Raw genomic sequence first — 14,498 nt, forward strand, 5'->3', positions numbered from 1 at the left:
CATTCTGAGTTTATTCAAATTCTGAAGTAAAATGCAGTTTTACAGTAGGATACTTCTGTTGTGTCATTTGTAATGAAAATGAGGAATCAGCCAGAAAGACTAATTGCCCGCGCTTATCCTTAGCCAGGAATTTCTGTTTCACTCTAACAAATTCTTTAAACTCATGATTATTAGGATCTTCAGGATCTACCCAGCACGCTTTGTGAACAGGAAAATTTTCATAGGTGCATTTAGCACCATACTCATGCTCCAATCTGTATTGAATTACCTCGTATTGCAGGGCACCTACAGTGCCTATAACTTTCCGGCCATTAAGTTCCAGGGTAAATAACTGTGCTACACCTTCATCCATTAACTGGTCGATTCCCTTGTTCAATTGTTTGGATTTCATCGGATCAGCATTGTTAATATACCTGAAATGTTCTGGAGAAAAGTTGGGGATACCTTTATAATGAAGAATTTCACCTTCAGTCAGAGTATCACCTATTTTAAAGTTGCCGGTATCATGCAATCCTACTATATCCCCGGGATAAGACTTGTCTACAATTTCCTTTTTCTCTGCGAAGAAGGCATTTGGACTTGAAAACTTTAAAGTTTTATTAAGCCGGACATGCAAATACGGTTTGTTGCGTTCAAATATACCTGAGACAATTTTTACAAACGCCAGGCGATCCCTGTGTTTGGGATCCATATTTGCGTGAATTTTAAATACAAAACCCGAAAGCTCTTTTTCATTTGCCTTAACCAACCGTTCCTCAGCCATCTTTGATGTTGGATACGGAGCTATTTCAATAAAACAATCCAGAAGTTCTTTTACTCCAAAATTATTCAATGCCGAACCAAAAAAAACAGGTTGAAGAGCGCCCTCCAGATATTTTTGTTTGTCAAAAGGGGGATAGACCCCGGTTACCAACTCCATATTGTCCCTCAAGGTTTCAGCAGCCGATACCCCAATATAATTCTCCAGTTCAGGACTGCTTATGTCATCAAATGCAATTACATCTGATATGTTTTTTTTGCTATCTCCACTAAAAAGATTGATGTTTTTCTCGTAAATATTATAAATGCCCTTAAAATCATAACCCATCCCAATAGGAAAACTCAGTGGGGTAACGGTTAGTCCCAATTCCTGCTCTACTTCATCCAAAAGGTCAAAAGCGTCCTTTCCTTCTCTATCCAGTTTATTTATGAACACTATCATGGGAATGTTTCGCATTCTGCAGACTTCAACCAATTTTTTGGTCTGTTCTTCCACTCCTTTGGCAACATCTATAACAACAATTACACTATCTACCGCGGTAAGAGTTCTAAAAGTGTCTTCGGCAAAGTCCTTATGTCCTGGTGTATCAAGAATATTAATTTTTTTATCCTTGTACAGGAATGCCAGCACAGAGGTAGCTACAGAAATTCCACGCTGGCGCTCAATTTCCATGAAATCGCTGGTTGCTGCTTTTTTTATCTTATTATTTTTAACAGCTCCGGCTTCCTGAATGGCACCCCCAAATAGCAGTAATTTTTCAGTAAGCGTGGTTTTACCTGCATCGGGGTGAGAAATAATCCCAAATGTTCTTCTTTTTTCTATTTCTTTTATAAAATTCACCGCAAAAATTTGTGCAAAAATACGGCAAATAAAATAACTCTTTACGAATAGGCGGGTTTTTATAGATTCACTTCCAATTCATCAAATAGCATGCATCCCATCTAGATTATGTCTCGCATTTTTATTGATTTCAGCTCTTGCATCGATTAACGGCTAAGAATCTTCGTTTTATGAATCTTTCAGAAATTTTAGAGGCTTTTTATTACCCGGCATACCGCCAATTAGATCAGGGATATTTGACGTTTAACGAGTTTTGAGGTTATTTAAAGATATTTGTTAACTTAAGTTTTCAAATGCATTTGATGCTACGTATATTAACTATATCTTGCAATGATATTTTAGAGAAGCCCTATCTCTTGCATAATTTTTTTCCTACAAAGCCATGGTGATATGTTTAATTGAAAACTATCATTTATGGATAACATCACCCCAAACAAAATACAAGGTAAAGCGGCTTTTGGCATTACCTTGATAACTGCCATTCTGGTTTTTACGCTATCTTCTTCATTTATTACAGTTCCTGCAGAGTTTGCACTTACAGCAAGCTATATAGATACGGATAATGATGGCGTAGAGGACCTTACCGATATTGATGACGACAATGATGGTATTATAGATGCAATTGAAGACAAAAACACGGACGGGGATGATAATCCATTAACAAATCCGACAGACACTGATAATGACGGGGTTCCGAATCACCTCGATGTGGATTCGGATAATGACGGAATTATTGACAATGTAGAAGCACAATCCACGGATGACTATATTGCCCCCGGCGGGATTGATTCTGATGGCAATGGACTGGATGATAATTATGAAGAAACGCCGGGAAGTTGCGGAGGATTGGTACCTATAGATTCAGACTTGGATAACTATCCTGATTATCTGGATATTGATAGTGATAACGATGGTATTCTGGATAATGTGGAAGCGCAGACTACTGCAGATTTTCAACCTCCTTGTGGCATGGATTCTGACGGCAATGGCCTGGATGATCATTATGAGGAAACACCTGGTAGCTGTGGAGGACTTACTCCTGTAAATACGGATGGTGATTTACAGCCAGACTATCGCGATATAGATTCAGATAATGATGGTATCCTTGATAATATGGAAGCACAAACTGCTGCAGATTTTCAACCACCATGCGGAACGGATTCTGATGGCAATGGACTTGATGATCATTATGAGAGCAGTCCGGGGGCAGGAGAAGGACTACATCCGATTAATTCCGATAACGACCCAAATCCCGACTTCAGGGATATAGATTCAGATAATGATGGTCTCCCGGATAATATAGAGGCACAAACCACAAGCGGCTATATTCTGCCTTCAGGGATGGATGATGATAAAGACGGCCTGGATAATTCTTATGAAGGATCCGGGGATCAGGGCATTACTCCTGAGAATACTGATGGTACCGATGAACCAGATTATTTGGATGCCGACACAGATAATGATTTAGTACCTGATAATAACGAGGGGAACGACTTTGACTTTGACGGGATTCCGGATCAGACCTTTACCGGTATAGATACCGATGGCGATGGTTTGGACGATGGTTACGAAGGTAGTGATGTAAATGATGGATATATTGTAAATGACGAAATTACAGATCCTGCCACCGACCTCCCCGATATTGATGGTAAGGATGATGTAAACTACCGCGATCTGGATGACGATGGGGATGGTTTCGATACTCCCGATGAGGATACAAATGGGGATGGCGATCCTACCAACGACGATTGCACCGGTGATGGAACGCCTGATTATTTAGATTCGGGGACTACAACCTGCGATCCGGATACAGATGGGGATGGTGTAAAAGACAGTACAGATCTTGATGATGATAATGACGGTCTTCTGGACACAGAAGAAGACCCTAACCTCGATAATGATGACGATCCTTTAACCAATCCATTGGATAGTGATAATGATGGTTTCCCGAATCATCTCGATATTGACTCGGATAATGATGGTTTGCCCGACAATATAGAAGCACAGACCACAAGTGGCTATATTTTGCCAAATGAAGATGATGAGGCAACCTATGTTTCCAATGATGGGGTGAACTCAGCTTACTTAGGTGGCCTTACACCACAAAATACGGATGGAACAGATGAATTCGATTATTTAGACACAGACACAGACAATGATTTGGTTCCTGATAATAATGAGGGGAACGACTTTAACTTTGATGGAATTCCGGATCAGGCCTTTACAGGTGCAGATACCGATGGGGATGGTTTGGATGATGGATATGAGGGCAGTGATATTAATGACGGTTTTGTTGTAAATAATGAAATTACAGATCCCGCAACTGATTTGCCGGATACAGACGGTACTGAAGATGTAAATTACCGGGACTTCGATGATGATGGGGATGGTTTCGACACTCCCGATGAGGATGCCAATGGGGATGGGGATCCTACCAACGATGATTGCACGGGTGATGGAACACCAGATTATTTAGATTCGGAAACTACAACCTGCGATCCGGATACAGATGGAGATGGAGTTACTGATGAGGATGAACTTGCAGATGAAACCGATCCGGCGGACTCCTGCGATTTTATACTGGCAAGTCAAACTGTTACACCGAGTGAGGAGTGGAACAACCTGGATTGCGATGGAGATGGTGTAAGCAATAGTGATGAAGTTTCGGATGCAACAGATCCATTGGATCCTTGCGACTTTAATGCGGACAGTGTAACACTCACTCCCGGGGGCGATTATTTAACGGCAGATTGTGATGGCGATGGCGTAACCAATGGGGATGAAGCTACAGATGGAACTGATCCATTAGATTCCTGTGATCTTATACTGGCAAGTCAGACAGTTACTCCAACAATTGATTGGAACAACCTGGATTGTGATGGTGATGGGGTTACCAATGGGGATGAAGTTTCAGACGGAACGAATCCACTAGACTCCTGTGAATTTTTACTGGCCAGCCAAAGTGTTACGCCAACCGATGAATGGAACAACCTGGATTGTGATGGAGATGGAGTTACCAATAGTGATGAAGTTTCGGATGGAACTGATCCGTTAGATCCATGCGACTTTAATGCAGACAGTGTAACCCTTGCACCAGGCGGGGATTATTTAGTGGCCGATTGCGATGGTGACGGCGTAACAAATGGAGATGAGGCTACAGACGGTACAGATCCTCTGGATTCCTGTGATTTTATACTCGCAAGCCAAACGGTTGCAACGAGTGATGAGTGGAACAATCTGGATTGCGACGGAGACGGTGTAACCAATGGTGACGAAATATCTGACGCAACGGATCCTCTGGATTCCTGCGATTTTGTGCTCGCTAACCAAACGGTGGCGACTTCTGATGAATGGGAAACCCTGGATTGCGACGGTGATGGTGTAACTAATGTTGATGAAATTATTGATGCAACAGATCCATTAGATCCTTGCGATCTTCTACTGGCAAGTCAGACTGAGAATCCTTCGGAAGAATGGAATCTCCTGGATTGTGATAATGATGGGAATCCGAACGGAACAGATCCTAACCCTCTAACGGCTACAGCAGTTGATGATTCTGGAACCACCTTACCACTGGCTGAGGTAGTGATCAATGTTTTAGAGAACGATGATTACCTTCCTAATAATGATCCCAATAATCTGGGAATTACATCTATTGCGAGAATAGGAGGAGATGCAACCGGAGTAGTTTTGTTTGACCCTGAAACAGGGGAATTATCCTATACTCCATCATCATCAGAAAACAATATAAGCGTTACGATAATTTATGAAGTATGTAATACGGTTCCGGATCCGGATGTATGCGCTTCGGCCACAGTTACCATCTTTGTATCAGAGAACCCTATAGATGCTGTTGATGATGATTTTAGTGAATTGTTGGCAGATGGAACTGCGGGAGGCATTGTAGAAGGAGGTAACATTTTTGATAATGATACATTAAACGGAGAAGCGCTCGATCCGGCGGATGTAACCTTAACATCGACCCCTACGGGCCCTCTGACCATTAATCCTGATGGGACCGTTAGTGTGGCACCTGGGACTGACCCGGGTATATATACGATAGAATATACAATATGCGAGATTGCAAATGCAATAAATTGTGATACGGCTACTGTAACAGTCAAAGTCATTCTGGTTACAATAGATGCGGTGGATGATGACTATAGTGATGTTTTTATAGACGGAGAAGACGGCGGTATTCTACCTGATAGCAATGTTTTAGATAATGATACTTTGAATGGACTTTCGGTTAATGCAGACGATGTAACCATTACCTCAACACCAACAGGCCCTTTGACAGTTAATGTGGATGGTACTATTAGTGTTGCTCCGGATACGCCTACAGGATCATACAGTATTGAATATACTATATGTGAGAATGAAGTTCCGACTAATTGCGACACAGCTACTGTTGTTGTGTTAGTATCAGAAACAATAGCAACAGCCATTGAAGTCAATCAATTGGTTACACCTAATAATGATGGTAGAAATGATTTCTTATTTATTAACGGAGTGGAAAATGCATTAAATAATTCTCTGAAAATATTTAATAGATGGGGGGTTGCTGTTTATGAAGGTAGTAACTATAATAATCAAAATAATGTTTTTGATGGCAGGTCGCGGGGCAGATCAACGATTAGTACGGATGATTATCTGCCGTCTGGGGTATATTTCTATATCTTTGAATACGTAAAAGACCAGGAAAATATTTCCGCCAGCGGTTATCTCTACATAAGCAAATAATACATGGCAAAGTATATGATATTTAACAAGCACTACATTGTTACTCTAATACTGATTTTTACTGCAATAGGAGGCTTGTTAGCACAGCAAGATGCCCAGTTTACGCAATATATGTATAATACAATGAGCGTTAACCCTGCCTATGCCGGTTCAAGAGGCCAGCTTAGTATTGCGGGTTTGTATAGATCTCAGTGGGTAGGCCTTGAGGGAGCCCCGGAAACATTTACATTAAACCTTCATTCACCTATAAGGAATAGCAAATTAGGCTATGGAATTTCTATTATTAATGATAATATTGGTGATGGCGTAGTCCAGGAAACTTATCTGGATGGGGTTTTGTCATATACTATTGACGTATCCTACGAAGGAAAATTGTCTTTTGGTCTTAACTTTGGCGGTAGTATGTTAAACCTGGATTTTGCAGGTTTGAATAATTTTGATGACGAACCAATTGCAGGGGATAATATAGAAAATAAATTTAGCCCCAATTTTGGTTTGGGAGTTTATTATCATACCAATAAATTTTACGCCGGAATATCCGCACCAAGGTTGATAGCCTCAGATTATTTTGACAATTCTCAACGCGATGCCAATAGTGTGCAATTCCTTTCAAGAGAAAAAATAAACTTTTATTTAATCACCGGAGTTGTACTTGATTTAAACAGTCAGCTAAAGTTTAAACCTGCCTTACTGACTAAAGTTGTAGGAGGAGCCCCCCTACAGGTAGATCTTTCTGCAAGTTTTCTATTGAATGAGAAGTTCTCTTTTGGTGCGGCATACCGTTGGGATGCTGCCTTTAGCGCATTAATCGGATTTCAATTATCTGATCAGTTAATGCTGGGCCTTGCATATGATAAGGAAACTACTGAACTGGGAAGTACCCGATTTAATGATGGGTCTTTTGAGGTATTCCTTAGATTCGAATTGGTAAAATCATTTCAACGTTTAGTTTCACCCCGATTCTTTTAAAATGTAATTAAATGACAAAAAAAGTACTCTTAACTTCAATCCTGACAGTATTTCTGCTGGCCATGACATTTGCTCAGGAAAGACTCGTAGTCAAGGGGAATAAAAAGTATGCCGAATATTCATTTAGTCCGGCGATTGATATTTATAAAAAAGTAATCGATAAAGGATATGTGACTAGTGAACTATTAGAAAAATTAGGAAACTCATATTATTTTAATGCAAATTACGAAGAGGCGGAAAAAGTCTATAAGCAGCTTATTGAAACTTATGGGTCTGAAGTAGGTCCGGAATACTATTTTAGGTATGGGCAAACGCTCAAAACACTTGGAGACTACAGAAACTCGGATTCTATCCTGGCCCGCTTTGCGGATATGAGCTCAAATGATTTGCGATCAAAAATAATCAAAACCGCAAAAGATTATAAGGAAGAAATTGCCAGAAATTCCGGCCGTTATGATATTGAACTTTTTGAGTACAATTCCAAATATTCAGATTTTGCACCTGCCTTCTATAAAGAGGGTTTGATTTTTTCATCAGACCGGGACACGGGCAATCTTGCCAGATACAGACATACCTGGAATTCCAAGGATTTTCTGGATATCTATAAGGTAAATACAGATAGCAGTTCGAACAACCGGGTGGTAAAGATGAATATGCTTAACTCCAGGCTGCATGAATCTACTTCCGTGGCCACCAGGGATGGCACAACAATTTATTTTACACGAAATAACTTTGTTGATGGTAAATCCAGAAAAGATGAAGAAGGTGTTGTGCGATTAAAGGTTTTCAGGATTAACTGGAAGGATGGCGAATGGTCTGCCATTGAAGAATTACCCTTTAACAGTGATAGCTATTCAGTTGCCCACCCGGCCTTGAGCCCTGACGAAAAAACACTTTTCTTTGCTGCAGATATGGCGGATTCAAAAGGCGCATCCGATATTTATAAGGTTTCCATAAATGAGGATGGCACGTTTGGCTTACCAATGAATTTAGGCGCTGCTGTAAATACGGAAGCAAGGGAAACATTCCCGTTTGTCAGTAGTGAAAATATCCTTTATTTTTCTTCAGATGGTCATCCGGGACTCGGAGGGTTGGATATTTTTGCAACTAAAATCGACAATGAGAATATTTCAAATCCTGTATTAAATGTGGGAGAGCCTGTAAATAGTAACAGGGATGATTTTTCCTATATAATAAATGAGGAAAACAAAAGAGGTTATTTTGCATCTAATCGCGCCGATGGCATGGGAGCCGATGATATTTATGGTTTCCTGGAAACAAGACCTTTAATCTTTGAATGTCTGCAACCTATAACAGGCACCGTTAGAGACAAAATTTCCAATGACGTACTCGTTGGAGCCACTGTTAAAGTGATAAATGAAGAAAATGAAGAAGTCTTGTCTGCAATTACAGATGATAATGGCAATTATACCCTGAGTTGCGATTGCAATCAGGGAAATTTTGTCAGGGCACAAACACAAGGGTATATTCCGGCAGAGGAATATCTTCCAATATCGGATGGCAAACCAATTATAATTGACTTTTATTTGGAACGAGAGATAGTAGATGCCGGTTTTGGGGATGATTTGTTCAAACTGTTGCAGCTAAGCACGATATATTTCGATTTTGGCAAATACGATATCAGGCGCGATGCGGAAATAGAAATTCAGAAAGTTATCGCGGCAATGGATAAATATCCCAGCCTTAAAATAAAAGCGAATTCTCATACAGATAGCAGGGGGGCTGATTCCTTTAATCTTTGGTTATCTCAAAAAAGGGCCGAGTCTACCGTGAATTATATGATATCTCAGGGTATTGACGCAGATCGTATTAAAGGTGAGGGATATGGAGAAACCCGCCTGATAAATGAATGTGATGATGGTGTAAAATGCTCCGAAGAAAAGCACCAGTTAAATCGCAGGTCGGAGTTCATCATTTTGGAGTAAATTCATTTGACAAAGTATGATTTTGAAGCAGTTACTTTTGGTAACTGCTTTATTTTTTTAAAGGTTTAAAAATCATTAATAGCAGGGCTTTATCGTTTAACTGCACGCTGAATATCTCCGGAATTGGCTCAAAAAAAGTATGCTATACTTCGATAACCAGGCTTTTCACTAACCTAATTCGCACTTATACAACAAATATTTATTTGAAAGGATTATCAAAGGTATTTTTGATGCTTATAGCTATACCCAATTATAAAATGAAGTATAATCCATTGCTATTTGCCCTGGTCTTTATGGCCTTTTTAGGTTCGGCAGTTCAATCTTATGGACAGGGAATTTTCCTGGATAATTTCAATTCAACCTCATATTCCAACAACAATGGATCGGCAAATTTTGCCGCGGATTGGGTGGAGACGAATGAAGGCACAGATCCGTCAGGAGGCAGGATACAGATAAATTCCAATCAATTACGATTTAATAATCTGGATGGAAGGAGCATAGCCAGGACCCTGGACTTGTCTGTAAGTACAGCAGTGACACTTACCTTAGATTATGATGCTACCAGCCGTGGCAATGAAGGTTTGCAGGTTCAGCTTTGGAATAACAACACCTCCGCTTACGAAACGGTTGCAACGATTAATACCTCTGTAAGCGGTTCTATATCACACTCATTAACTACTGATCAAATGTCATCAGCATCGGCTATTAGATTTGTGGGTGTTGATAATGGTTGGGGTAATGGAGAGACAATTTTTATTGATAATGTTCAGTTTGTGGCAATATCCACGCCATTTATCTCCATTGATGAAATATCGGTTAATGAGAATGCCGGAACGGCGACTTTTACGGCCACTCATTTGGGGCTTCCGGCCGGAGGGCCTTTTACGGTGAATTTTCAAACTGTTGACGGTACAGCTACCGCAGGAAGCGATTATACGGCTATAACTGGAGGTATATTAAGTTTTAACGGAACAGTTGGAGATACAGAACAAATAACGGTTTCGATAAGCGATGATACTATATTTGAATCCGTTGAAACCTTTAGTATTCAACTTACAGGAACTTCTGATGTCTCAGTTGATATCACTGATACGGGTACAGGGTCTATAAATGATAATGAAGCGGTTTTGGGGAATACTCCCTTAGCCCTTTTTCGTGAATTTGATGGATATATGGATTATACTTCAACGGCTGGTACACTTAGAACTCAACCAGATTCTGTCGATCCATGTGCCATTACCACTTCTTCCTCAAATACGTTAACTTCATCAATACCCGCCGGGGCAACTATTGAAGGAGCTTATTTGTATTGGGCTCATTCCGGTACTACCCTGGATTCTCAAGTTACTTTTGAGGGTACTACGGTTAATGCAGATATGGCTTATACGACAACGGAATTTGGTTTGACCTTTTATGGATTAGTCAGCGATGTGACCTCTCTAATTTCAGGAATTCCTGATCCATCCACCAATGTCTATGATTTTTCAGGATTGTCCGTAGATAATACAGGTTCATATTGCAGTACCACCGTCGTTTTGGGAGGGTGGTCGTTAATTGTTTTTTATTCGCATCCAAGTCTACCGGCATCTACGATCAACCTCTATCAGGGATATGATGGCAATCAATATTCTTCTTCCACTTTTTCATTAAGCGGATTTTATGCCATTGGCTCAACAGGGGCGAAAACTACTGCTCTTTCCTGGGAAGGTGATCAAAACCGTACGGGCAGCGAATCACTACAATTCACAGCTCCATTATCAGGGACTAACAAACTCGTTGGAGATGGAGATAATGACGGCGTTACTACAGACAATCCATTTAACTCCACTCTATATGACAATACAACGGCCCCGGTTGTAAATAACACTGGCAATTATGGCGTTGATCTAGATACATATGACGTTTCTTCGTATATCTTACCTGGCGAAACATCCGCCACTACCCAGATCAATGTAGGGATTGATTATGTAATTATGAACGCTGTAGTACTAAAAGTGCCTTCCAATTTAATAACCGGACGTGTGTTTGAAGATGTGAATTATGGAGGTGGTGCCGGACGAAACTATGCATCCGCTTCCGGTGTTGGGTTACCCGGTGTAACAGTCGAATTATACGACTCGCTTGGTATCCTTGTGGACACCCAAACTACAGATGCTTCAGGAACATATGTATTCGCCGGGATGGTGAATGATACGTATAACATACGCGTTGTAAATGGAAATGTTAGATCGTCAAGGCCGGGAGGTAGCGGTTGTGGCAGTTGCATCCCGGTCCAGACCTTTAAAACCGAATATATTGCCAGTGCTCTCGTGGAAAGACCCAATGAGGTGGGAGGAGCAAATCCTTCTGCTGCAGATCCTTCAGCAGGTACATTAGCAGGTGCTCAAACAATTGCTTCTGTTACTATTGCTAATGAGGGAGTTGCTGGATTAGACTTTGGCTTTAATTTTAATACTATTGTAAATACTAATGCGGATGAACAGGGGTCCCTGGAACAATTTATTGTAAATAGCAATAATCTGGGTGAAACCGGACTCGATATTGAAGCAAATGCCATATTTGATCCCGTGGCCGGGGAAGATACTTCCGTATTTATGATCCCATCCTCCGCAGATCCTTTAGGCAGGGCAGCCGATCCTAATTTTGGGAGTGGTTATTTCGATATTTTCTTAACTAATGGTACTCCGTTATCCGTGATTTCTGGTAATAACACAAATATCGATGGGAGAACACAGACGGCCTACTCCGGAGATACCAATACGGGAGCCGTTGGTTCTGGTGGCACATCTGTTGGAACTTCGGCAATTCCGCTACCAAGTTATAACCTGCCTGAAATACAAATTAACAAACAAAATGGAGAAGTAGCACAAACACAGGGTACAAATGTCTCAATCCGAAATATGGCAATCCTTGGAGGAAATGTGGCAGGTATAGAGGTATTAGACGGATCTGCCGCTATATCCAATAATCTTATTGGAGTTAATGCTGCTGGCGTAGGATCAGGCAATACTGACAATGGTATATTAATTTCCAACGGGGCTGCAGTTATAGATGGAAATTATTTTTCCAGCAATACGGATGCCGGAATTTTGGTAGATGGAGGAACTTCTACCACCATTCAGAATAATCATTTTAGCACGAATGGCGATGGGCCTTGTGATGATAATATTACAATTGCAGGTGGAACAGGAATCGTGATACAACAGAATTTAATTGAAAATGCAACCGGACTAGGTATTGACGGGGATGGGATTTCTGGAAATGTATCGATACTGGAAAATACAATTACCGGTTCTGGTCAGGATGGAGGTACCTGTAGTGGAAATCTTGAAAATGCAGGGATATTGCTCGACGGTGATAATTCTGCTATAACAAATAATTTAATATTTTCTAATGGAGGCCCGGGTATAGTTCTGGCCGGAGGAAATACCAGTGGAAATCTAATTTCTCAAAATTCCATTTATGCCAACGGAACCACCTCAGATGCCCTGGGGATTGATTTGGACAGTTCGGATAACGCAGGAGATGGGGTTACCCTGAACGATAATGGCGATAGTGATAACGGTCCTAATAATCTGTCGAATTTTCCAATTATAACTGCAGCATATATGTCGGGTACCGACCTGGTGATTAAAGGCTGGGCGCGTCCGGGGGCCACTATTGAGGTATTTCTTACCGATATCAATGAAGGAACTGCCACTGCAGGAGAGAACGAATTAGGCTTCAGTACGGACTATGGTGAAGGTCAGTCATATCTGGGAACCGTCGTTGAGGGAAGTGGAGCTGATCTTGATACAGGCAGCTCTGCGTATACGGATGTTGACGGAAACACGGACAATACCAATCGTTTTCATTTTAGTATGGCAATCCCACCCATAGTTTCCATAGGTGATTTTATAACGGCGACTGCTACCCTAAGTAACAGTACTTCTGAATTTTCCCCTATGAGTATACTTAAAGTCCAAACGGTCATTACCAACCGCAGAATCACTTACAGAGTTAACCAAAATTAGCCTAAGTAAAGGTTGGCTATAAATTGTTAAAATTACAGGTATTTCTTACAAAAATATTTTGGTAAACCCTATCATTATTGGGATGATCGACCAACGAATTTTCCAAGAAAAAAGGCAAATTTTCGATGAACACCTCAATTATTTATCCCTTGACTCTGAATAATGCCACTTACACAACAATTATTTTCCTGGCGCAGCCATAGAGTTAATTTTGTAAGGTGTAATTAAACCATTTGAATAATAAACAATTGATTAATGGTTTAATCAACCCCCGGATTATGAATAACTTGACCAACTTAATGAAGTATAACCAGGCCTGGTTTCTCAGCTCATCATGGAGAAATTTTCTCCGGCCTGAACAAATTTCTTTTCTGTTCGGAAAAAGATATTCCCATAGTCAATTTAATGTTGGTTGCGCTCTTATAAAAATGTGATCCAGATCACATAATGGGAGGAAGCCAAACAAGGTGTATTACACAAGTAGAATTATAAAGTTGAAGAAAAATTTATAGGTAAAGATATAGTCATGAAATTAAGACTTTTATTAGTAGTATTTCTGATATCCGGATTTGCTTTTGCCCAAACCACGGTTACGCTGCAGGATCAGTGTAATTGTGAGGTCTTAAGCGGAACTGCGGTTACTGTGCCCGGTGCAATTAGTCCTTCAGGAGCAGATACAGGAGATATTTATGTAAATACTAACACCGGAATCATATATTTCTGGGATGGTAATAGCTGGGAATTGACATCAACGGATGACCAGCAACTGCAGAATTTTAGTTTTAATGGGGCAACCAGTATTCTTACTTTAGATATTGAAGATGGTAATTCCGTTTCAGTAGATTTATCTGCTTTGAGCAACAGTGGCACAGATGACCAGGCACTTACCCTTGCAGGTAATATCCTTACTTTGGAAGATGGTGGTACCGTAAACCTTGCTCCTTATTTAGACAATACAGACGATCAGACAATAACTGCATTTAGCTTAGATGCAAGCAATATTCTTACAATTACTTTAGAGAGTGGTAATACCCAAACCGTTGATCTTTCGGGACTTGTAGGTACCGATGACCAAACAGCAACAGAAGTAAATTACGACAATACGACTTCTGGCTTAGCAGCCCTGAATGTACAGGATGCGATCGATGAGATCAACGCGGCTGCCGGTACGGTGGCTTTGGTGGATAATGGCGACGGCACCTATGATTTCACGGATGCAGCAGGAAC

At 40.7% G+C, this 14,498-nt stretch carries 6 protein-coding genes; 5 read left to right on the forward strand and 1 reads right to left on the reverse strand.

Annotated elements, in window-relative coordinates; all coding sequences use genetic code 11:
• Nucleotides 1-10 precede the first annotated feature (10 nt).
• Nucleotides 11-1,600 carry a peptide chain release factor 3 gene (locus tag G504_RS0117035; protein WP_019671407.1) on the reverse strand — a complete coding sequence of 530 codons (1,590 nt, stop codon included), beginning with the start codon at nucleotides 1,598-1,600 and terminating at the stop codon, nucleotides 11-13.
• 414 nt (nucleotides 1,601-2,014) lie between these two features.
• Here G504_RS0117035 and G504_RS0117040 point away from each other — a divergent pair, with 414 nt between their 5' ends.
• The 5 genes from G504_RS0117040 to G504_RS18940 all read left to right on the forward strand — a co-directional run.
• Complete coding sequence (locus G504_RS0117040; protein ID WP_019671408.1) at nucleotides 2,015-6,343, forward strand: T9SS C-terminal target domain-containing protein; 4,329 nt, start codon at nucleotides 2,015-2,017, stop codon at nucleotides 6,341-6,343.
• A gap of 3 nt (nucleotides 6,344-6,346) precedes the next feature.
• Nucleotides 6,347-7,312: a PorP/SprF family type IX secretion system membrane protein gene (locus G504_RS0117045; RefSeq protein WP_019671409.1), complete on the forward strand. Its 966-nt coding sequence runs from the start codon at nucleotides 6,347-6,349 to the stop codon at nucleotides 7,310-7,312.
• Nucleotides 7,313-7,323: 11 nt separating this feature from the next.
• Complete coding sequence (locus tag G504_RS0117050; RefSeq protein ID WP_019671410.1) at nucleotides 7,324-9,258, forward strand: OmpA family protein; 1,935 nt, start codon at nucleotides 7,324-7,326, stop codon at nucleotides 9,256-9,258.
• Nucleotides 9,259-9,488: 230 nt separating this feature from the next.
• Nucleotides 9,489-13,271, forward strand: a complete 3,783-nt coding sequence (locus tag G504_RS0117055; protein WP_019671411.1) for a beta strand repeat-containing protein — start codon at nucleotides 9,489-9,491, stop codon at nucleotides 13,269-13,271.
• Nucleotides 13,272-13,797: 526 nt separating this feature from the next.
• A partial coding sequence (locus tag G504_RS18940) for a hypothetical protein (protein WP_040444399.1) occupies nucleotides 13,798-14,498 on the forward strand: 701 nt, incomplete at its 3' end.

Source organism: Eudoraea adriatica DSM 19308, assembly GCF_000382125.1.
Taxonomy (GTDB): Bacteria; Bacteroidota; Bacteroidia; order Flavobacteriales; family Flavobacteriaceae; genus Eudoraea; species Eudoraea adriatica.